At 68.7% G+C, this 19,919-nt stretch carries 19 protein-coding genes; 7 read left to right on the top strand and 12 right to left on the bottom strand.

Features of this window, described 5'->3' with window-relative positions; genetic code table 11:
- The first annotated feature begins 471 nt into the window (after nucleotides 1-471).
- Together ADBZ9K_RS10455 and ADBZ9K_RS10450 are read left to right on the top strand one after the other, a co-directional pair.
- A complete protein-coding gene (locus tag ADBZ9K_RS10455; protein ID WP_526620021.1) occupies nucleotides 472-915 on the top strand; it encodes a PPOX class F420-dependent oxidoreductase in 444 nt (147 codons plus the stop codon).
- A 43-nt stretch (nucleotides 916-958) separates the two neighbouring features.
- Nucleotides 959-1,138: a DUF5302 family protein gene (locus ADBZ9K_RS10450; RefSeq protein ID WP_526620019.1), complete on the top strand. Its 180-nt coding sequence runs from the start codon at nucleotides 959-961 to the stop codon at nucleotides 1,136-1,138.
- 59 nt (nucleotides 1,139-1,197) lie between these two features.
- On the opposite strand, the gene ADBZ9K_RS10445 is transcribed toward ADBZ9K_RS10450, so the two are convergent.
- Nucleotides 1,198-2,133: an SDR family NAD(P)-dependent oxidoreductase gene (locus ADBZ9K_RS10445; protein WP_526620017.1), complete on the bottom strand. Its 936-nt coding sequence runs from the start codon at nucleotides 2,131-2,133 to the stop codon at nucleotides 1,198-1,200.
- 156 nt (nucleotides 2,134-2,289) lie between these two features.
- Here ADBZ9K_RS10445 and ADBZ9K_RS10440 point away from each other — a divergent pair, with 156 nt between their 5' ends.
- On the top strand, nucleotides 2,290-3,135 hold the full coding sequence (locus ADBZ9K_RS10440; protein ID WP_526620015.1) for a helix-turn-helix domain-containing protein: 846 nt from the start codon (nucleotides 2,290-2,292) through the stop codon (nucleotides 3,133-3,135).
- Here ADBZ9K_RS10440 and ADBZ9K_RS10435 read toward each other — a convergent pair.
- The 7 genes from ADBZ9K_RS10435 to ADBZ9K_RS10405 all read right to left on the bottom strand — a co-directional run bounded on the left by ADBZ9K_RS10435 (nucleotide 3,124) and on the right by ADBZ9K_RS10405 (nucleotide 10,648).
- Nucleotides 3,124-4,365 (bottom strand): MFS transporter, encoded by a 1,242-nt coding sequence (locus tag ADBZ9K_RS10435; protein ID WP_526620900.1) that lies wholly within the window; start codon nucleotides 4,363-4,365, stop codon nucleotides 3,124-3,126. The genes ADBZ9K_RS10440 and ADBZ9K_RS10435 overlap by 12 nt on opposite strands.
- A 63-nt stretch (nucleotides 4,366-4,428) precedes the next feature.
- Entirely contained in the window at nucleotides 4,429-6,060 is a 1,632-nt protein-coding gene (locus tag ADBZ9K_RS10430) for a monocarboxylic acid transporter (protein WP_526620013.1), read from the bottom strand.
- Nucleotides 6,057-6,407, bottom strand: coding sequence for a DUF485 domain-containing protein (locus tag ADBZ9K_RS10425; protein WP_526620011.1), 351 nt, complete (start codon nucleotides 6,405-6,407; stop codon nucleotides 6,057-6,059). Before ADBZ9K_RS10425 ends, ADBZ9K_RS10430 begins: the two co-directional genes overlap by 4 nt.
- Before the next feature lie 174 nt (nucleotides 6,408-6,581).
- On the bottom strand, nucleotides 6,582-8,303 hold the full coding sequence (locus ADBZ9K_RS10420) for a sodium/solute symporter (protein ID WP_526620009.1): 1,722 nt from the start codon (nucleotides 8,301-8,303) through the stop codon (nucleotides 6,582-6,584).
- Nucleotides 8,300-8,680, bottom strand: a complete 381-nt coding sequence (locus ADBZ9K_RS10415; protein ID WP_526620007.1) for a hypothetical protein — start codon at nucleotides 8,678-8,680, stop codon at nucleotides 8,300-8,302. The genes ADBZ9K_RS10420 and ADBZ9K_RS10415 overlap by 4 nt, the downstream gene beginning before the upstream one ends.
- Nucleotides 8,673-9,455: a LytR/AlgR family response regulator transcription factor gene (locus ADBZ9K_RS10410; protein ID WP_526620005.1), complete on the bottom strand. Its 783-nt coding sequence runs from the start codon at nucleotides 9,453-9,455 to the stop codon at nucleotides 8,673-8,675. Before ADBZ9K_RS10410 ends, ADBZ9K_RS10415 begins: the two co-directional genes overlap by 8 nt.
- Nucleotides 9,456-9,466: 11 nt before the next feature.
- Nucleotides 9,467-10,648 (bottom strand): sensor histidine kinase, encoded by a 1,182-nt coding sequence (locus ADBZ9K_RS10405; RefSeq protein ID WP_526620003.1) that lies wholly within the window; start codon nucleotides 10,646-10,648, stop codon nucleotides 9,467-9,469.
- Between the two features lie 60 nt (nucleotides 10,649-10,708).
- Between ADBZ9K_RS10405 and ADBZ9K_RS10400 the strand changes: the two genes are divergently transcribed.
- Complete coding sequence (locus ADBZ9K_RS10400; RefSeq protein ID WP_526620001.1) at nucleotides 10,709-11,281, top strand: HhH-GPD-type base excision DNA repair protein; 573 nt, start codon at nucleotides 10,709-10,711, stop codon at nucleotides 11,279-11,281.
- An 11-nt stretch (nucleotides 11,282-11,292) separates the two neighbouring features.
- Entirely contained in the window at nucleotides 11,293-11,439 is a 147-nt protein-coding gene (locus ADBZ9K_RS10395; protein WP_094478574.1) for a DUF1059 domain-containing protein, read from the top strand.
- A gap of 9 nt (nucleotides 11,440-11,448) precedes the next feature.
- Here ADBZ9K_RS10395 and ADBZ9K_RS10390 read toward each other — a convergent pair whose 3' ends face one another.
- Genes ADBZ9K_RS10390 through ADBZ9K_RS10380 form a run of 3 tightly spaced genes read right to left on the bottom strand, consistent with a single transcriptional unit; the run spans nucleotide 11,449 to nucleotide 14,602 of the window.
- The gene (locus tag ADBZ9K_RS10390) at nucleotides 11,449-12,858 is read right to left on the bottom strand and encodes a wax ester/triacylglycerol synthase family O-acyltransferase (RefSeq protein WP_526619998.1); all 1,410 of its coding nucleotides are present in this window, start codon (nucleotides 12,856-12,858) and stop codon (nucleotides 11,449-11,451) included.
- 59 nt (nucleotides 12,859-12,917) lie between these two features.
- Nucleotides 12,918-13,997, bottom strand: coding sequence for an Rv1157c family protein (locus ADBZ9K_RS10385; protein ID WP_526619996.1), 1,080 nt, complete (start codon nucleotides 13,995-13,997; stop codon nucleotides 12,918-12,920).
- 14 nt (nucleotides 13,998-14,011) lie between these two features.
- Complete coding sequence (locus ADBZ9K_RS10380) at nucleotides 14,012-14,602, bottom strand: hypothetical protein (protein ID WP_526619994.1); 591 nt, start codon at nucleotides 14,600-14,602, stop codon at nucleotides 14,012-14,014.
- 153 nt (nucleotides 14,603-14,755) lie between these two features.
- Between ADBZ9K_RS10380 and ADBZ9K_RS10375 the strand changes: the two genes are divergently transcribed.
- On the top strand, nucleotides 14,756-16,015 hold the full coding sequence (locus ADBZ9K_RS10375) for a mannosyltransferase (RefSeq protein ID WP_526620899.1): 1,260 nt from the start codon (nucleotides 14,756-14,758) through the stop codon (nucleotides 16,013-16,015).
- A gap of 223 nt (nucleotides 16,016-16,238) precedes the next feature.
- On the top strand, nucleotides 16,239-19,547 hold the full coding sequence (locus ADBZ9K_RS10370; protein ID WP_526619992.1) for a C39 family peptidase: 3,309 nt from the start codon (nucleotides 16,239-16,241) through the stop codon (nucleotides 19,545-19,547).
- Between the two features lie 26 nt (nucleotides 19,548-19,573).
- Here the strand turns inward: ADBZ9K_RS10370 and ADBZ9K_RS10365 are convergent, their stop codons facing one another.
- A complete protein-coding gene (locus tag ADBZ9K_RS10365; RefSeq protein WP_526619990.1) occupies nucleotides 19,574-19,861 on the bottom strand; it encodes a 4a-hydroxytetrahydrobiopterin dehydratase in 288 nt (95 codons plus the stop codon).
- Between the last annotated feature and the right edge of the window lie 58 nt (nucleotides 19,862-19,919).

Genomic DNA, 19,919 nt, shown 5'->3' with positions numbered 1-19,919 from the left:
CCCGTTCTGACTGGCGTCGCCGGCTTTCGGTGCGGTGGTGGTGCACGGCGGCGGGTTGTAACCACCGCGCTGAAAGCAGTCGGCAACGACGGTACCGGTCGGCGGGACGGCGTGGACGACGCTGAACCCGACCGCGACGAGCAGTGCCGACGCGAGCGCGCACCGGCTCCAAACATGCTGTCGTGTCGGCAACTTCGCCATCATGCGGCTCGGACGGGCATCCTGGACACCATCGGTGGTTCAGTTATCGTCCGGCTGGCCGGTTCGACTGGGGCAGAGACGTCTCAGGACATGCATAGCGCTGTGGGATGGCAGCCATCTCGGGTTCCGTTTCGATTGCTCGGCGTGGGTGGCCGCTCGATTATGCCCGGACCTGGGGTTGAGTGCGTGTCGGGCGCCGATGAAGGCCGCCATCGGAACCTGACGCCGGCCACGAGGCCAGCCTCGACTTCACCGCGTAGGCTCGAGACCATGGCGCGTCAGGTGTTCGACGACAAACTTCTGGCGGTGATCGCGGGCAACTCCCTGGGTGTTCTGGCGACCATCAAAGGCGACGGCCGCCCGCAGCTGTCGAACGTGACCTACCACTTCGACCCGCGCACCCTCGTCGTACAAGTCTCGATCACCGAGCCGCGGGCCAAGACCCGCAATCTGCGCCGCGATCCCCGTGCCTCGATCCTGGTCTCCTCCGACGACGGCTGGTCCTATGCAGTGGCCGAGGGCAACGCGATCCTGAGCCCGCCCGCGGCCGCGCCGGACGATGACACCGTCGAGGCGCTGATCGCCCTCTACCGCAATGTCGCCGGGGAGCATCCGGACTGGGACGACTATCGCCGGGCCATGGTCACCGACCGGCGCGTGCTGCTGACCCTGCCGATTTCGCACGTGTACGGGATGCCGCCGGGTATCCGCTGAAAAGCTCACGACGTTCGGCCGGACGGCGGGATAGGCTTCCGCCATGGCCAACGACGAGTCCGACCCGCAGGACGACGACACCAAGCGCAAGTTTCGGGAAGCGCTGGAACGCAAGAAGGCGAAGTCGGCCGGCTCAACCGGGCATAAGGACGCGGGGAACAAGCAGCCGCGCGCCCACGGCCCGGTGGAGAGTCGCCGGGAGTTCCGCCGGAAGAGCGGTTAGCCGGAAAGCCCTGCTGCAACGCGTCTTCCGGCCAGTGGCTAACGCGGTGGGTTCCCCGTTCAGCTGACGGTGCGCAACAGTTCGGCGGTGGCGTTCCATAGCCGTGCCTCACGATCCCGGTCATGGGCGATCGGAAGCACGTCACGTTCCTTGTTCTTGATCACGAAGGCACCGTCGCGTAGCCGTGCCCATCGGTCGTCGAGCACGATCGACGCCAGTGCCGCACCGGATCGCTTCGGCGTGGAGACACCGGGCAGCCGTTCGATGATTCGCCCGACCTGCTGGACCGCAGGCCCGTGGTCGCGCCCCAGGCCGGTGCCCGGCATGAACCCAGGTTCGAAGACGGCGACGTTGACCCCTGTTGGTGCGTGTCGCTGCAGCGCGTGGGCGAAGTAGAGGATGGCGAGTTTTGAATTCGAGTACGCGGTGCCGCTGCGTTTGATAGACGGTGAAACATCAGCGGCATCGGGGCGCGCCAGCTCTGTCGGGTCGCGCCAATCGGCCGGTGCGACGCTGAGAATTTTGCGGAATATGTTCTGGTGGTAGGTGTTCGATCCGAGCAGCACGACCCGTGCCGGGGTGGCCAGTGAGCCGAGCAGGTCACCGATGAGTTGGGCATGCGCCAGGTAGTTCACGGCGAAGGTCAGCTCGAATCCATCAGCGGAAGCCTTACGGGTGTCGGCGACCGTCACACCGGCATTGGCCACCAGGCCCCGCAGCGGCGGCACAGCGCCGCTGCCGACCAGCTCCTTGACACGCTTCCCCGCCGCCCGGACATCAGCCAACCGGGCCAGATCACAACCGATCTCGAACACCCCGGCGCCCGCGGACCGGACCTGGGTGGCCACCTCGGTCAGGGCCGGGCCGGCTCGACCAACCAACAGCAGGTCCGGCCGCTCGCCTGCCGAGCGATCGGCCATCGCCAGCGCGGTGGCGCGGCCCAGGCCTCCGGTCGGGCCGGTGATCAGCACGGCGCCAGCAGAACTCGGGTTCATTGACCACTCCTTGGATTCCTTGATCGCCGACCCGCTCGGCGGTGCCGGGGGCGGGACCCAATAGTGGCCGCATCGGCGGGGATCACCCAGGGCCCCGGTTGTCGTAGGACTGACAGGGCCAGGTCGACGAGGTCCGGGTCGTGCAAGAGTGAGGCGGTGGACCCATCGGAGTTCGGCCGGCTGGTACGACACCGCCGCGATGGCGTGGCGCCCGCGGCGGTCGGCATCTCGGTCGGTGGGCGACGGCGGGCAACGGGTTTGCGCCGTGAGGAGCTCGCTGCCCTGGCCGGGATCTCCGTCGACTACCTGACCCGACTCGAGCAGGGACGGGCCAGATCACCGTCGGTACAAGTCGTGGAAGCACTCGGCCGCGCGTTGCGGGTTTCCGATTCCGACCGTGATCTGCTGTTCCGCCTGGCCGGACACATCACCCCCGGCCGCGAATTGGTGTCCGCACGCATCACCCCCAGCGTGCAGCGCTTGCTCGACCGTCTGGCCAATACACCCGTCGTGGTCTACGACGCCATGTGGACCCTGATTGTGGCCAACGCGCCCTACGACGCACTGATGGGTCCGACCACCAGTTGGACAGGGATCGAACGCAATGCCTTGTGGCGCCAACTCGTCGGACCCGGCACCCGAGCGGTGCACACGGCCGAGGAATTGGCCGACCAGCAGGCTGAACTGATTGCCGACCTGCGTCTGACGGCCGCCCGGTATCCCGCAGATCCTCGACTGCAGGCGTTGATCAAGGAATTGTCGGCGCAGAGCCCGCGCTTCGTTGAATGCTGGACATCCCAGCCGCCGCGACGTCACGAAGACTACGGCCGACACAAAGTCATTGCCCACCCCGACGTCGGGCCGATCACACTGGCCTGCGACACACTCATCGTCGCCGCCGACGACTTGCGGATCATGATCTACACCGCGGAATCCGGAAGCGACGACGCCGCCCGCCTCGATCTGGCACTCGTCCTCGGCACCCAGTCCCTAGCCGAATAAGCCGGGTTCCGCTCGGGTTGTGGTCCGCGACTCCTGCCACAGGATCGCTGCCAGGCAGCCCAGCGCCAACACGCCGACGGCAGTCGCGAACACGGTGCCGGCGGTGCGAAGCCCCCACGCCTGGGCGGCGAATCCCTCGCCGATGACCGGGATGGAGATGGCGATGTAGGCCACCACGAAGTAGGTCGAGCTGACTTCCGCCCGCCGCTGCGCGGGGGTGCACTCGGCGACCGCGGCCAAGCCACGGCTGAAGCTGATGCCTTGCCCAACGCCGGAGACCACCGCGGCGGCGATCAACCCGGCCAGCGACGAATAGTGCAGGGCCACAGCCAGAACGCCCATGCCGGCGGTGAGGATCGCGCAGCCCAGCGCGACCGCGCGGCGCGCCGGGATCCGGGCACCGCCGATCTGGGCGATCGCTGAGGCGCCGAAGATGGAACCGGCCATCAACCCGGCCAGGGCGTGGTCACCGATCCCGATGACGTTGGTCAGCAGCGACGGTGCCACCGAGGTGAACAGGCCGGTGACCGCGAAGCCGGCGAACGCGGCAAGGGCGGCGGTGACGAACACCGGGCGCACGGCAGGTGGCACCGAAAGACGTTGCAAACCAAGCTTCCCGGATCGACTCGAGGTTTCTGGGACCAGCACGATGGCGATCGTGGCCACCACAACCAGCACAATGTGGACCGCGAAGGCCAGCGTCAGCGGAGCGGGGGCGTACTGGGCCAGGATTCCAGCCACGACCGGTCCAGCGCCCAGGCCGCCGATGTTGGCGATCGTGGCCACAGCGGGGGCACGGGTACGCCAGCGCGGCGGCGCGGCTTCGATGACCGCCGCGGTCGCGGTTCCGGTGAACAGACCGGCCGACAATCCGGACAGCACCCGACCGACGAGCAGCTGTGGCACCGAGTCGGCGGCCAGGAACACCACGGCGCTGGCCAGTGCGCAGACGGCGCCGGCCAGCAGCACCGGCCGTCGGCCGATGGCATCCGACCAGCTGCCGAACACCAGCAGGGCCACCAAGACCCCACCGGCGTAGGTCGCGTAGATCACCGTCGTGGTCAGGACCGAGAAGTGCATCTGCGCCGAGTACAGCGCGTACAGCGGGGTGGGCAGGGTGGTGCCCAGCATGATCACGACGAACGCGTACGCCAGCAGGGCGAAGGCGAAGTCTCGCCGGGTGCGGGTCACGTGGCCCGACCGGTCAGGAGCCGAGCGAGCTGGGGTCATGTCGTCGTCAACGTCATCGGCACGGCTCCACCATTCCCGCACTCGGCGAGATCCTCACCTCATTTAATGGTGGGTGGCCTTCTCCGCACCCACACCGGTCAGCGAGCGGACCTCCATCTCGGCGTTGAGCTCCGGGTCGCCGGAGTCCGAGGACGTCAGCGTTCCGACGATGCCGAGGATGAACGCCAGCGGAATCGACACGATGCCGGGGTTGGCCAGCGGGAACCAGTCGAAGTTTGCGCCGGGGATCATCGCGGTCTTGTTGCCCGAGACGGCCGGGGAGAACACGATCAGCACCAGGCAGCTGATCAGGCCGCCGTACATGCTCCACAGCGCGCCGCGGGTGTTGAACCGCTTCCAGTACAGCGAGTAGACGATCGTCGGCAGGTTGGCCGAGGCCGCGACGGCGAACGCGAGCGCCACCAGGAAGGCGACGTTCTGGCCGTTGGCCAGGATGCCCAGGCCGATGGCGGCCACGCCGAGCACCACCGCGGTGATCCGCGATACCCGCACCTGCTCGTCCTCGGTCACCTTGTGGCCCTTGAGCACACTGGCGTAGACGTCGTGGGCGAACGACGCCGAGGCGGTGATCGTCAGGCCCGCCACCACGGCCAGGATGGTCGCGAAGGCCACCGCCGAGATGATGCCGAGCAGGATCACCCCGCCGAGTTCGAAAGCCAGCAGCGGCGCCGCGGAGTTCTGCCCGCCGGGTGCCTTCAGAATGCGGTCCGGTCCGACGATGGCGGCCGCGCCGTAGCCCAGCGCCAGGGTGAACAGGTAGAAGGCACCGATCAGGGCGATTGCCCACACCACCGAGCGCCGCGCCTCCTTGGCGGTGGGCACCGTGTAGAAGCGCATCAGCACATGCGGCAAGCCTGCGGTGCCCAGCACAAGCGCCAGGCCCAGCGACAGGAGGTTGATCTTCGAGGTGGTCGACGCGCCGTACTGGGCGCCGGGGGCCAGCACGTCGCGGCTGGCGACGCCCTTGGTGGTGGCCTGGTGCACCATGTTCTGCGCCGAGCCGAGGATCTCGGAGAAGTTCAGCCCAAACTTGGCCAGTACCAGCGCGGTCATGACCGCCGCACCGGCGATCAGCAGCACTGCCTTGATGATCTGCACCCACGTGGTGCCCTTCATGCCACCGACGAGCACGTAGACGATCATCAGCACGCCGACGACCGCGATCACCAATGACTGGGCACTGCGGCTATGGACGTCGAGCAGCAGCGCCACCAGCCCGCCGGCCCCGGCCATCTGTGCCAGCAGATAGAACAGCGACACCGTCATCGTCGAGGTGGCCGCTGCCAGGCGCACCGGGCGTTGTTTGAGCCGGAAGCTCAGCACGTCGGCCATGGTGAATTTGCCCGTGTTGCGGAGCAATTCGGCCACCAGCAGCAGCGCCACCAGCCAGGCGACCAGGAAGCCGATCGAGTAGAGGAAGCCGTCGTAGCCGTATACCGCGATCGCCCCGGCGATGCCCAGGAAGCTCGCCGCAGAAAGGTAGTCGCCGGCGATGGCGATGCCGTTTTGCGGGCCGGAGAACGCGTGGCCGGCGGTGAAGAACTCGGTGGCGTTGGTGTTGGAACGGCCGGCCCGGATCACGATGAACAGCGTGATCAGGACGAAGCCGACGAAGATGCTGATGTTGATGACGGGATTGCCGATCCGGGTGCTTTCGGCCAGCAGCGTGGTCATCGCGCGGTGCCTTCCATCTCGGCGCGAATCGCTTCTGCGCGCGGGTCGAGATCGCGGTTGGCGAACCGCACGTACAGCCCGGTGATCAGGAACGTCGTCACGAACTGGCCCAGCCCGAGGAGCAGCCCGACGTTGACGTTGCCCCACACCTTGGTGGCCATGAAGTCGTGGGCGAACGCCCCCAGCAGGACATAGAGGGCGTACCAGATCAGGAAGAACGCCGTGGTGGGGAACACGAACCGGCGCAGGGTGCGGCGCAGGTCCTGGAACTCGGGGCTGGCCTGTACGGCCAGGTACTGGGCACCGCTGGGGTGGGTCTCCCGCGGCGGGATGTCTGTTGAGGGCACCGGCGCGCTCCTAGCGTTCAGGGGTTGTGAACTGGGATCGATCTCACAGCGTATTGAGAGGTGCGTCACAGCCCTAGGGCCTGCGAGGTGAAATGTCGCAGCGTGCGGTGAACGGTCGCCGCCCGGCGCTGAACGGTTGCCCGATCCCCGGGGTCAGCCGGTTCGATCCCCGGGTCAGCCGCGCGGCACCCGCTCCACGCCCATGCCCAGTCGCTCCGGGACATGCATCCGGGCGAAGATGCGGGCAACGTCGGGGGGCACACCCGCCGGCGAGAGCCGGCTGGCCACGATCATGGTGGCGAACGCCAGTGGCACGGTCAGCGCGGCGGGGTAACCCAGCAGCGTGGCTGCCCAACCGCCGAGTGCGTCGTCATCGACCCAGCCGGTGATCGCGACCAGGATCGCCAGCCCCGAGGCGAGCGCACCGACCACCAGACCCGCGATAGCGCCCGCGGCGGACAGTCCGCGCCACCAGATCCCGAGTATCAACAGCGGGCACAACGTGGAGGCCGCCACCGCGAATGCCAGCCCCACGCCCCGGGACAGTTCCAACACCGGGGCGATGAGCGACAACGGAAGCGGGATGAGCCCGCCGATGAGGGCGGCCAGCCGGAAATCGCGAACCCGACCGCGCAACACGTCGGTCGCCAGCGCACCGGCGATGCTGACCAGCAGTCCCGACGACGTCGCCAGGAACGCCGCGATCGCACCCGCGGCGACCAGTGCGCCCACCAGTTGGCCCGGCAGACCGCCGATGGCCGCCGACGGCAGCAGCAGCACCGCCGCGTCGGCCTTCCCGGTGACGAGCAGCTGTGGCACATAGAGCCGGGCCAGCACCCCGAGCAGGGCGGGGAACAGGTAGAACACCGACAGTAGGGCGATCACCGCCAAGGCGGTGCGCCGCGCCGCGCGCCCATCGGGGTTGGTGTAGAAGCGCACCAGTACATGGGGCAGGCCCATGGCCCCGAGGAAGGTGGCCACCATGATCGAAAACACTTGGTAGAGCGGATGTTTTCCGCCGAGCCCGCCGCCGGAGGCGATCCATGTGGACCCACGTGCCGGCGCGCCGGTCACCACCGGGGTGTGGGCTCCGGCGGCCAGCGTGAGGGTGGTTCCCCGGGCCAGCTGGTACTGGCCGGGCCCGGGTAGTGCGCCGCTGTGGCCCGGTCCGTTGACCGTCACCCCGGTGGCGTCGCCGACCGAGACCACCACGTCGGTTTCGACGGTCACGGTGGTGGTCGCCTCCACGGTGGGCGGCAGCGGCCCGCCCAGGTCGGCCCGGTGCGCACCGGACAGGGCCAGCATGAGCGCGGGCACCGCGACGGCGGTCAGCTTCAGCCAGTACTGGAACGCCTGCACGAACGTGATCGAGCGCATCCCACCACCGACGACGTTGACGATCACGATCGCACAGACGGCCAGCGGGCCGATCCAGACCGGCACGCCCAGAAGCGCTTTGAGGGCCAGCCCGGCGCCCTGATATTGCGGTACCAGGTAGAGCACACAGATGGTGACCACCACCAGCATCGCCACCTGGCGAACCCGCGCCGAGCCCAGCCGGAACTCGGCGAAGTCGGGCACCGTGTAGGCGCCGGACCGGCGCAACGGTGCCGCGACGAACAGCAGCAGCCCCAGGTAGCCGGCGGTGAAACCCACCGGGTACCACAGTGCGTCGGCGCCGTACTTGGCGATCAGGCCGGCAACGCCGAGAAAGGAAGCGGCGGAAAGATATTCACCGGAGATCGCGGCGGCGTTCCAGTTCGGGCCGACGGTGCGGGAAGCCACCAGGAAATCGGAGGTGGTGCGCGACAGCCGAACCCCGTAGGCGCCGACGGCGACGGTCGCCACCGCGGCGGCCAGCAACCCGCCGGCCGTCAGGGCCGTGGCGGTGCTCACCGGGGCCCGTCATCGTCGACCACCCCGATGAAGTCGCGTTCGCCCTGTTCGGCCAGCCGGATGTAGAGCCGGCCGACGCCGTAGAGCGCCGGGTAGACCAGCACCGCCAGGGTCAGCCAGTTCAGTCGCACCCCGAACACCGTGGCGCCGGACAGCTCGGGAAAGACAGCGTTGATCAAGGGGAGCGCGACCATCCCGCCGGCCACCACCGCGGCCAGCCGCAGCGCCAGCCCGAGCTGGGCCCGCACCAGGCCGCGGACCAGTGCGTCGCCGACCTCGGTCTGCTCCTGCACCTCGACGCGGGTGTGCACCGCGCGTGTGCCGCGCCGGTGGGCGAGGACCACCCGCTGGCGTTGTGGGCGTCCCGGTCTAGTCATTGCCGCCGCCGGGCTTGAAGGTTCGCATCGGATCCCGGATCAACCGGTCGCGCAGCTCGCGGGCCTGACGCCGGCTGACCGGCAACTCGACAGGCGGTGAGCTGCCGTTCGCCCGCAGCCGCACCATGGTCGCGGTCCCGGAGGTGCGCAACCCGGTGACCATGGTCAGCGCGACCAGATAGGACCGGTGCACGCGCTGGAAGCCGCGGCTGCGCCAGCGATCCTCCAATGTGCTCAACGGAATTCGCACCAGATGCGAACCGGACGTGGCGTGCAGCCGGGCATAGTCACCCTCGGCCTCCACCCATCCGATGGTGTCGCAGCGCACCAGTTTGGTCACCCCGCCGAGTTCGACGGGGATGGTTTCGGCCGCCGGTTCCTCCGGCTGCTGCGTCGGCTCCGCTGCCCGGGCGGCCACCACGCGCCGGATGGCTTCGTCGAGGCGCTCCTTGCGGATCGGCTTGAGTAGATAGTCCAGTGCACCGACCTCGAAGGCGGCCAGCGCCTTGTCGTCGTGCGCGGTGACGAACACCACCGCCGGTGGCCGCGCGAAATTGCCCAACAGGCTGGCCAGTTCCAGCCCGGACAGGCCCGGCATGTTGATGTCGAGGAAGATCGCGTCGATGGTGCGCTCATTGATGATGCGCAGGGCCGAGGTCGCGTCACCGGCGCCGACGACTTCGGCGACGTCGGGATGCTCGCCGAGCAGATAGGTCAGCTCGTCGAGGGCGGGGGCTTCGTCGTCGACCGCCAGCACCCAGAGCTGCGTTGCCATCGCCACCTCCGCTACGCGCGCACACCCGCCCGGAACTTGGGCACCCGCATGATCACCTTCGTACCTGCCTCCGGGGCGGTCTCGACCACCAGACCGTAGTCGTTGCCGAACGCGGCGCGCAGACGATGGTCGACATTGCTCAGACCGACGTGGGCGGCCTGCTCCCCGTCGCCCAGGACGTCGCCGTGCCCGGACCGCAGGATCTCCGGGTCCATGCCGATCCCGTCGTCCTCGACGCTGATCACACAGTCGGAACCTTCGTTGCGAGCGACGATTTCGATCGATCCGCCCTGGCGGCCAGCCAGGCCGTGACGTACCGCGTTCTCGACAAGGGGCTGCAGGGCCAGGAACGGCACGACGACGGTGAGCACCTCGGGGGCGATCTGCAGGGTCACCGTCAGGTTGGTGCCGAAGCGGGCGCGCTCCAGGGTCAGGTAGCGGTCGATATTGCGCAGTTCGTCGGCCAGCACCGTGTACGGGCCCGCGGAGCGGAACGAATAGCGGGTGAAATCGGCGAACTCCAGGATCAGGTCGCGGGCGCGGTCGGGGTCGGTACGAACGAACGAGGCGATGGTGGTCAGCGCGTTGTAGATGAAGTGCGGGCTGATCTGGGCGCGCAGGGCCAGCACCTCGGCTCGGTCGAGGCGGGCCCGGGACGCGTCGAGTTCGGCGAGTTCGAGCTGACTGGCGGCATAGCGGGCGACCTCGGCGATGGCGCCCAGCATGCCGGGCGAGGGTTCGTCGGTGCTCACCACGGCCAGCACACCGATGACTGCGCCGTCGTCATCGAGCAGCGGCTGGGCCACCACCGCGGGGGTCTGGTCGCGGGCTAACACCCGGCGCTGGCCGGTGATCGACTCCCGGGCCAGGTGGTGACAGGTCTCTAAGGCTCTCGGCGTCCACAGCGGCGCCTCGGGCGGGTCGAAGGCCAGCAACGTCCCATCGCTGCCGTAGAGCGCGACCCCGTCGGAGCCGGTCAGGCCGCGCAGGTGGGGGGCGGCGCCGGCGGCGGAGTCGGCGTCGAGCCCCTTGCGCAGCGAACGGGCCGCCTGCGCGGCGGTGTGCAGGGCGGCGTGCACCGTGCGCTCGGCCGGGGTGGTGACCACCCGACGGGTCAGCACCGCGACGGTGCCGATGATCAGTGCCACCGCCGCCAGCGCGACCGCCAACGTGAGCGCGACCGCACCCGACATCTTCCTCTCCTATCCTGCCGCGACCATTGTCGTTCCTGGCTGCGCGCCTAAGATGTCGCCATGGCGCGCCTACAGCTCACCCAGGATCCCGCGTCCGACGAGCTGTTGAGTGAGGATCCGTTCGCCCTGTTGACCGGGATGTTGCTCGATCAGCAGATTCCCATGGAGACGGCGTTCGCCGGACCGCGCAAGATCGTCGAGCGCATCGGGGGGATCGACCCGCGGACCATCGCCGACTACGACCCGGATGGATTCGCCGAGATGTTTGCGAAAACGCCTGCGGTTCATCGCTTTCCGGGTTCGATGTCCAAGCGCGTACAGGATCTTGCCCGGACCATCACCGACGAGTATGGCGGCGACACCGCCCGGCTGTGGCTGGACGGCGACCCCGACGGGGCCGAGGTGCTGCGCCGGCTCAAGGCCCTGCCCGGGTTCGGAGAGCAGAAGGCAAAGATCTTCCTGGCCCTGCTGGGCAAGCAGTACGGGGTGACGCCGACAGGCTGGCGGGAAGCGGCCGGTGACTACGGCAAGGCCGGCACTCACATGTCGATCGCCGATGTGGTCGACAAGGGGTCGCTGGACGAGGTACGGGCGTACAAGAAGAAGATGAAGGCGGCCGCTAAGGCCCGATGACTGGAGGCAGCATGAAAACCCACATCAATTGTCCGTGTGGCGAGGCGATCAGCGCCAAGGACGAGGACGAACTCGTCGACCTCACCAAGGCTCATCTGGCCGCGGCGCATCCCGGCATGGACTACGGCCGGGATGAAATCCTGTTCATGGCCTACTGAGCCGGCAGGCTAGGACACGCCGACAGCGGCCTCCAGTTCCGCCAGGGCTATTTCGGTCAGCGGAATGAGTTCGTCGATGTCGGCCACCACATCGCGGTCGGCCACATAGCCGACCCCGATCCGGTCGGCATACGAGCAGACCGTCACGTTGAGCGCCATCCCGTCGTAGACCACCGACACCGGATAGATCTCGTCGACCCGCGCGCCGTTGAAGTACATCTGCTCGGGCGGGCCGGGAACGTTGGAGATCGGCAGGTTGTAGCTGGGCGGCACCCACGACGTCAATGGCAGTTGCGGAAGCAGCACCGTCGGCCCGATAGCCGGCATCAGTACCACCAGGTTCGCGCCCGGTCCCTGCGCCGCGACCTGATGCTTGACGTTGTCCATCGCGTGGTGGATCAGGCTCAGCCGCTGCGCGGCGTCGTCGATGTTGGTGCCCAGCGGGCACAGTCCGAGACCGAATTGGTTGCCGTGCTCGTCGGCCGCGGCCGAATCCCGGTCCCGCACCGTCACCGGGCAGATCGCCACCAGGGACTGGCGGGGCAGCTCGTCCTGCTCGGCCAGCCAGCCCCGCACCACCCCCGAGACCACCGCTGTCACCACGTCGTTGCCGGTCACGCCGGCAACCTGCTGGACGGCCCGAATTCGCTTGCGGTCCAGACTTGTTGCCGCGACCGCCCGGTGCGGCCCCAGCTTGGTGTTGAAGCGGGTGTGCGGCGCCCCGAACGGCGGCGCGACACTCCGGGTGGTCAGGCTGCCGACGATAGTGGCCAATTCGCCGGCCGCCACATGGCGGGCCAGGTTCAGACCCGACAACGCGGTTCCCGCGATGCCGCGCACCACCGACAGTGGGTTGGGCAGCCGACTCGAGCGGCTCGGTGCGGGCGGATCGTGGGGTGCCGACGCGGCGTAGAACGGTGGCATCGAGCGCTGGGCGGGATCGGTGCTCAGCGAGTCGCCGATCAGCTGCAAGCCCGCCACACCGTCGACGAGGATGTGGTGCACCTTCAGGTAGAGGGCGAACCGGCCGCCTTTGAGGCCGTCGATCGTGTAGGCCATCCACAGCGGTGCCGAGCGGTCGAGCCGCTCGGCGTGCAACTGGGAGATCAGCTCCCAGAGTGCTTCGGTGCCCGAACCCCGCGGCAGCGTCCGCCGCTGCAGGTGGTGGCGCAGGTCGAGATCGTCGACATCGCGCCACACCCACATGCCGCCGGTATCCACCCCGCGGTGCGGGCGACGTCGCAGGCGGGGGTCGATCTCGTCACCCGCGGTCAGGCTCTGCTCATACAGGTCGTCGACGAAGGCCTGGCTCTTGACACCCTTCGGCGGGCTCATGATCAGCACCGCGGCGACATGCATCGGACTCGACAGCAGTTCGCCGGTGAGCATCAACGCATCGATGGGGTCGAGCGTCTCCATGCCGAACCCACCCTTCGCCGGGCTTGGGATCTCTCAGACTAACGCGGCGGCCGGGGGTTTCAGGGCACGACGGTCGAACCGATGGTCGGCATGAAGGTGCACTGCTTGTCCACGGTGGTCACCTGGCCGAAGATCGTCGACATGATGCTGCCCGAGCCGGTGTCGGCGATGGCGGTCAGTGTGGTCGGGCCCTGCGGGTTGATGCCCGGATTGGGCTTCAACGTCGCACTTCCCGACTTCCCGGTGGTCAGATTGACCCAGGTGACGTTCAGCGGGAGCTTCTGCTCGGCGGCCGGCGCGGGGGTGCCGACGGCGGTGAAGACGTAGGCCGTCTGGCCCGGACCCGGTCCGGGCGTCGGGATCTTCGCAGGCCCGGCGACCGACAGCGCGGTCGCGATGACGTTTCCGCCGTCCTGGAGGCAGCCGTTGCTGATCGACGGGTACATGAAGTCCTGGGTCGGCGGGGTGGCCGGGTCGTAGTTGGGCGCGGCCGCGGCCGCGGGGGCGGGTGCTGGTGTCGCGACGTTGATCGAGTTGCCGGCCGGCGTCGCAGCCGGGGTCACCGACGTCACCGGGGTCGGGACCTCGGGCATTGCGTCGGGCACCGGACCGACGGCGTGCGCCGGGTCGATGCCGGTGGGCAGATGCGCGTCGGCGCCGGGAACGGCGCCGGGGACGCCAGCGTCGGGCAGATGTTGGGGCAGGGGGACGGGGCCGTTTCCGGTACCGGGCGTCATCAGCGGCGTTGTGCCGTGTGCGACGCCGGCCAAGGCCTGCGCGGCGGGGGGAACCGACGCTGGCATTGCGGCCGACGGGCCGGCGGCCCCGCCCTCCTGCACGAACTTGGTGACCTGCTCGGCCAGCGCCGCCGAACCGGCCGGCGTGGTGGCGTTACCGGCCAGCTGCGACGCTGCCGCGAGCAACAGCGACTGCGCCGATGAGGGGTTCCCCGCCGCCTGCTGGATGATCGGGCTCAGGCTCTGCACGGCGTCGAGGCCAGGAAGTTGCCCAGGATCCAGCGGAATCGTCGGGTCGGCGAACGCAGCCGGGCTCGACACCAGGCTGGTCGACACGACGACTGCGGCGGTGGTCAGCAGAAGAGCCAACTTGGCGATCTGCGGCACGGTGAACTCCCTCATCGGGTGGTGGGTGGTCAGGGCAGGGCGGACAGCGGCAACAGCTGGCCGAGACCAGCACCACCCGGGGTGGTCGGAGCAATCGCCGGGTTGCTGGCTGGCGGAACCCCGGCCGGCCCGGCTACCGGAGCGGGCAGCGGGGCGACCGGCGGGTTGCCGACGGCCAGGCTGTCGCCGACCTGTACCGGGAACGGCATCCCCGACGGGGTCAGGTTCGCCAGGTCACCGGGCACGCCGAGCTGGTTCAACAGCGGGATGATCGGTCCGGCCAGGCCACCGCTCGCTGCGGGGGCAACGGGTGCGGTGGCGGGCGCGCCGGGCAGCGCCGGGGAGGCCGGGGCACCGGCGATCGGCGAGACCGGCATGGTGGCCGGCGCACCGGCGAGCGACGACGCGCCGCCGAGTGCGGTCGCGGCGGTCTGCAGCAGCGCCGCGGCGCTGGCGGGATTCGTGGCGAATTGCTCCAACATGCTCAGCCCGGGCACGCCGGGAACAGCCGGCGACACCCCGGGGTCGGCTGCCGCCGACGGGCTCAGTGCGAGCGCGGCCGAGCACAGGCCGGCGGCCGCAATCGCGTTGGCGGCGAACAACTTTGTGATACGTGGCATGGTTATCCCAATCCCTCGAGTGCAGGTCTGAACCCGAAGGTAGTCCGTTACTAGAGTTACTCAAGTGACACGTGTGGTGGTTATTCAACCGTTACGGACGTGATGGCCAACGGTGATGCGCGGGCTTGAGTGGCCGGCCGGGGATTGGGCGCGCTGGCGTGCGGCAGCCGCACGTCAGCGCGCCGAAGTTGTGGGCGTCGCTACAGTCGCACCGTGGACACGAGCGCCTCGGTGGCCCGGCGAGCCTGGCTGGCGCCGGTGTTGCTCACCGCCAGCGTGGCCGCCCGGCTGGCCTGGACCTACCTGGTGCCCAACGGAGCCAACTTCGTCGACCTGCATGTCTACCTCGGCGGGGCAGGGGCCCTCGACCATCCGGGCACGCTCTACTCCTACGTCTACGCCGACCAGACGCCTGACTTCCCGCTGCCGTTCACCTACCCGCCGTTCGCGGCTCTGCTGTTCTACCCGCTGCACCTGTTGCCGTTCGGCGTCGTGGCGTTCGGCTGGCAGCTCGGAATCGTTGCGGCGCTCTACGGCGTGGTGCGGGTCAGTCAGCGGTTGCTCGGCGTGCCCGCCGGGGACGGCCACCGCCTCGCGATGCTGTGGACCGCCGTCGCCATCTGGATCGAGCCACTGCGCAGCAATTTCGACTATGGCCAGATCAACGTCGTTCTCGTGCTGGGCGTGTTGTGCGCGGCCTACAGCAGCCGGTGGTGGCTGTCGGGTCTGCTGGTGGGCCTGGCCGCCGGAGTCAAACTGACCCCGGCCATCACCGGGCTGTACTTCCTGGGCATGCGCCGATGGGCGGCGGCGGTGTTCTCGGCGGTGGTCTTCGTCGCCACGGTCGGTGTGTCCGTCGTGGTGATCGGCCAGCAGGCCCGCTACTACTTCACCGATCTGCTCGGCGACGCCGGCCGGATCGGGCCGATCGGAACGTCGTTCAACCAGTCGTGGCGCGGCGCCCTGTCGCGCATCCTCGGCCACGACGCGGGCTACGGACCGCTGGTTCTGGCCGCGATCGCGGTGACCGCGGTGCTGGCGCTGCTGGCTTGGCGAGCGCTGGGCGGCGACCGGCTCGGCTCACTGCTGGTGGTGCAACTGTTCGGCCTGTCAATCTCGCCGATTTCGTGGACGCATCACTGGGTGTGGTTGGTGCCGTTGATGATCTGGCTTCTGAACGGGCCGTGGCGGACACGTCCGGGCGCGCGCTGGCTCGGGTGGGGTTGGCTCGTGCTGACGCTCATCGGCGTGCCATGGCTGCTCAGCTTCGCCCAGCCGACGATCTGGCAGATCGACCGGCCGTGGTACCTGGCGTGGGCCGGCCTGATCTACCTGGTGGCCACGTTGGCGACGTTGGCCTGGATCGTGGCTACGGGTCGCCGACAACCCCGACCCCGCCTTCGGAGTGCGTGACGAGGACGAAAGTGGCTGTCCGCCAGTGGATGTCCCAGTGCAGCCGAACGGTCACTGGTCGAGGCGCCACCGTGGCAAGATCGGGCCCCAGAAATCACGACGAGTGAATTCCTAGCGAATAACGGTGCGCTAGCCGCTAAGTATCCTTATGCTGCTTGACGTCTTGTCTGTGCTCCATTGCGACAAGGGCAGCGACATTCAGCTAACAACGAGGGGATCCCAGATGCGCCTGACCGATGATTCCAAGGGTGGCCAGCGGCGCACGGCGGTTTCCGGTTGGTTGCGGGCACTGCCCGTGGAGTTCGGGGGGCTGGCAGTACTGAAGCCCGACGTCCGTGCCGCCACCTGGATCGGCGCGTCGGCGATCGCCCTGGGCATCGGCGCCGCTCTCGCCTCCACACCCGCGGTGGCCTCCGCGGACTCGACCGGGTCGGCAGGGGCGGCGGGGTCTGCTTCCAGCGGCGCGTCGAAGTCGACGGGGCATCACAGCCCGTCGCGTTCGGGAGCCCAGTCCGCACGCAAGGTGTCGGCCGCGGCCGCGGCCGCGGCCGCCAAGAGTGATACCGCCAAAGTCTCTGCCGCGGGGACGGTTTCGGCGACGTCGACCGCGTCGGCGACCTCAACCGCATCAGTGGCCAAGACACCGAAGTCGGCAGCGGTGGCCAACCCTTTGCAGTCCGCGGTGAGCTTCTTCTTCGGCGACGGCACCGCCAGCCATCCCAATGGCGGGATCATCATCGGTAACGGCTACTCGTGGACCGATGAAACGTGCGATTCCGGATCGGCCTGCAACGGCGGCAACGGCGGGATCCTCGGCAATGGCGGTAACGGCTACAACGGCGGAAATGGCGGCTCGGCCGGCTGGTTCGGCAATGGCGGCGACGGCGGCGCCGGAATCGACGGCAGCAAGGGCGGCAACGGCGGAGCCGGGGGGCTGATCCGCGGCAACGGCGGCAACGGTGGCGCAGGAAGCGAAACTACGAGCGGAACAATGGGTTCTGCCGGTGGTCGTGGTGGTTCGGCCGGGCTGGTCGGCAATGGCGGAGACGGAGGGGCCGGCGGCCGCTTCTCGCCGTTGGACAATGAGGTCGAGGGCTCCACCGGTGGTGCTGGCGGGGTCGGTGGCACCGGGGGTTTGTGGTACGGCAACGGTGGGCACGGCGGTGCCGGCGGGGACGCGGTCCCCGAGGGTGGCACCGGTGGGAGCGGTGGTCGAGGTGGCAGCACCGGACTGTTGTCGGTATTCGGAACCGCCGGCAATGGTGGATCCGGCGGTCGCGGCTATACCGGTGGGGCCGGCGGCAGTGGTGGCTCCGGTGGGGTGTTCGCGCTGTTCACCAACGGGGGTGCCGGGGGTGACGGTGGGGAAGGTCCGATTGGCGGCGCGGGCGGTCACGGCGGCACCGGGGGTCTGTGGTCGGGTAACGGCGGTAACGGCGGTAACGGCGGCCAGGGCGGTGGCAACGGCGGTAACGGCGGCAGCGCCGGGGTGTTGTCGGTCTTCGGATCAGGCGGCGACGGAGGTAACGGAGGTACCGGTGCCACCGGCGCAGCCGGCCTCCAGGGCAGTGCTGCACACCCCGACGGCGGAACCGGCAGCGTCGGTGGGGCCGGTGGCTCCGGCGGCGCCGGGGGCAATGGGAGTTGGGTCTTCGGCTTAGGTGGTTCCGGCGGCTTCGGTGGCAGCGGCGGCAACGGCGGTAACGGCGGCAATGGCCTGCAAGGTGCCAATGGCGAGGACGACGGCAGCGACGGTGATCCTGGCGCCAAGGGTGGTGACGGTGGCGCCGGTGGGGCCGGTGGCGCCCGCGGCGGCGACGCCGGCACAGGCAAATACTTCTTCCTGATCAGTGCGAACGGCAGCGCCGGTGCCAGTGGTGCGGGCGGCAATGGCGGAACCGGTGGCAATGGCGGTTGGGGCGGCGCCGCAGACGGTGATGACGCCGCCGGTGGCGCCGGCGGGGCCGGCGGCAATGGTGGCGACGGCGGCACCGGCGGTGCCGCGAACAATGCCGCCGGGGCTGGCGAGGGCGGCAACGGCGGCGCCGGTGGGATCGGCGGCACCAGCGGGGCCAGTGGCAGCAATGTCACCGGCACCACCGGTGGGGCCGGTGGCAACGGTGGGTTGGGCGGCAGCGGCGGCAGCGGGTCGACGGCCAAGGCCGGTGCCAGCGGTGGCGTTGGCGGCGCCGGCGGTCAAGGTGGTGCGGGTGGCGCAGGTGACGAGGGTGGCACCGGCGGAGTCGGTGGCAACGGCGGTGGTGGCGGCGCAGGTGGCGCCGGTGGTGGCGGCGGTGGTTTCGGCGGCGCGGGGGGTGAAGGCGGCGACGGCGGTACCGGCAGCAACGAGGACAACAACGGCGAGGACGGTGACGACGGCACCGCGGGCAGCCAGGGGACCCCGGGTACGGCGTCGTCCGTGACGGCGTCGGCAGCGGCGGGCACCCCCGTCGGCGCTCTCAGCGCGGAATCGCGATCAGTAAGCGCGTCGGCGTCGGAGTCATTGGCCTCGACCCTGGAGACGTGGTGGTCTGGACTCGCCAACGAGCTGTCGTACATCTTCTTCAACCGATCCCCAAGTGCGTCGCCCACGCAGGGCCCGCAGGCCGAATCCGGCAAGGCGATCAGCGGCCAGATCAACGGCCAGAGCAACAACGCTTACGACGTCACCTACTCGGTGGTGAGCGGGCCGAAGTACGGCACCCTCGATCTGGACGAGGAGACCGGCGAGTACACCTATACGCCCGACCCGAGCCTTGTCGAGCCCGGAATCACCGACCACTTCACGATCGCCGTCGACAATGGTGCCGGGGCAGCACTGTCCGGTGAGTTGGGAATGGTGCAAAATGCGCTGCACGCGTTAGCGATTCAGCTGGGGCTGGCCCAGGCCGATACCACCGATGTGGCGGTCACCGTCGCGGTGACCGGCGACGGGGTCTACGGCGATCTGGAGAACAGCAAGTGGTGGTATTCCCAGAGTTACAACAACTGCATTCTGGTGGCCGCGACCATGGCCATCGGCCAGGTCACCGGCGTGGCGCCGACCGAGGCCGACATCACCGACCGGGCGAAGGTCACTAACAGCGTCGTCGTCCCTGGAGAGAAGATGTACCTCAGCCAGAACATCGACCAGGGAGCCCGCACCGGCGATGTCGAGGTGCTGATGAACAGGTACTACAACGTGTCGGCCAGCACCAAGACCTACGACGACACCCCCGAGGCGGGTCGGACGGCTCTGGCTGACCTGGAGGCGACCCTGGCCAAGGGCGACGCGGCGATGGTCGCCGTCAACAGTGAAATCCTCTACACCCAACTCGAAGCGGAGAACCCTTCGGGAGTACCCCACTACACCTCCGCCGGTCATTCTGTGGTGGTGATTGCCGTGGATCTCAAGCTCGGCTTGGTCTACGTCAACGACAGTGGCCTCTGGGAAAACGAGGAGGGGAAAGGTATGGGGGTATCGATCACCACCTTCATGTCCGCCTGGCAGACCGATGGGTACGAGCTGACCACAGTCGCGGCCAAGTCCTGAGCGTGTGAGTTGGGTGAGGATCGTGGCTACTGGTTGCCGACAATCTCGTTGATCTCGCGGGCCATGTCCACATCCTTGTCGGTGATCCCGCCTTCGGAATGCGTGACGAGGACGAAAGTGACTGTCCGCCAGCGGATGTCGATATCGGGGTGGTGATCTTTGCGCTCGGCGGCCTCGGCGACGCGGCGGACCGCGTCGATGCCGTCGAGGAACGAGGGAAGCTTCACCGAGCGCCGCAGTGCGCCGTCGGCATATTCCCAGCCGGCTAAGTTTCTTACGAATGTGTCAATTTCGTCGTCGCTCAAGATGCCCATGCGCCCAGTGTCCTCCTTCTTGTTCGTGTCGAGAGTGGGCGACGTGGCTAATTAGCGG

The organism is Mycobacterium sp. (assembly GCF_965229265.1).
In the GTDB taxonomy this organism is placed as follows: domain Bacteria; phylum Actinomycetota; class Actinomycetes; order Mycobacteriales; family Mycobacteriaceae; genus Mycobacterium.
Note: the sequence above shows the minus strand (reverse complement) of the source record. Positions and strands in the feature narration are given on the sequence as shown.

Coding starts and splice junctions, on each gene's coding strand:
- ADBZ9K_RS10380 (WP_526619994.1), bottom strand. CDS start 14,602: ATGCCACGTATCACAAAGTTGTTCGCCGCCAACGCGATTGCGGCCGCC.
- ADBZ9K_RS10445 (WP_526620017.1), bottom strand. CDS start 2,133: ATGAACCCGAGTTCTGCTGGCGCCGTGCTGATCACCGGCCCGACCGGA.
- ADBZ9K_RS10400 (WP_526620001.1), top strand. CDS start 10,709: ATGGCGCGCCTACAGCTCACCCAGGATCCCGCGTCCGACGAGCTGTTG.
- ADBZ9K_RS10410 (WP_526620005.1), bottom strand. CDS start 9,455: ATGGCAACGCAGCTCTGGGTGCTGGCGGTCGACGACGAAGCCCCCGCC.
- ADBZ9K_RS10390 (WP_526619998.1), bottom strand. CDS start 12,858: ATGGAGACGCTCGACCCCATCGATGCGTTGATGCTCACCGGCGAACTG.
- ADBZ9K_RS10385 (WP_526619996.1), bottom strand. CDS start 13,997: ATGAGGGAGTTCACCGTGCCGCAGATCGCCAAGTTGGCTCTTCTGCTG.
- ADBZ9K_RS10415 (WP_526620007.1), bottom strand. CDS start 8,680: ATGACTAGACCGGGACGCCCACAACGCCAGCGGGTGGTCCTCGCCCAC.
- ADBZ9K_RS10435 (WP_526620900.1), bottom strand. CDS start 4,365: ATGACCCCAGCTCGCTCGGCTCCTGACCGGTCGGGCCACGTGACCCGC.
- ADBZ9K_RS10370 (WP_526619992.1), top strand. CDS start 16,239: ATGCGCCTGACCGATGATTCCAAGGGTGGCCAGCGGCGCACGGCGGTT.
- ADBZ9K_RS10430 (WP_526620013.1), bottom strand. CDS start 6,060: ATGACCACGCTGCTGGCCGAAAGCACCCGGATCGGCAATCCCGTCATC.
- ADBZ9K_RS10450 (WP_526620019.1), top strand. CDS start 959: ATGGCCAACGACGAGTCCGACCCGCAGGACGACGACACCAAGCGCAAG.
- ADBZ9K_RS10365 (WP_526619990.1), bottom strand. CDS start 19,861: ATGGGCATCTTGAGCGACGACGAAATTGACACATTCGTAAGAAACTTA.
- ADBZ9K_RS10395 (WP_094478574.1), top strand. CDS start 11,293: ATGAAAACCCACATCAATTGTCCGTGTGGCGAGGCGATCAGCGCCAAG.
- ADBZ9K_RS10405 (WP_526620003.1), bottom strand. CDS start 10,648: ATGTCGGGTGCGGTCGCGCTCACGTTGGCGGTCGCGCTGGCGGCGGTG.
- ADBZ9K_RS10455 (WP_526620021.1), top strand. CDS start 472: ATGGCGCGTCAGGTGTTCGACGACAAACTTCTGGCGGTGATCGCGGGC.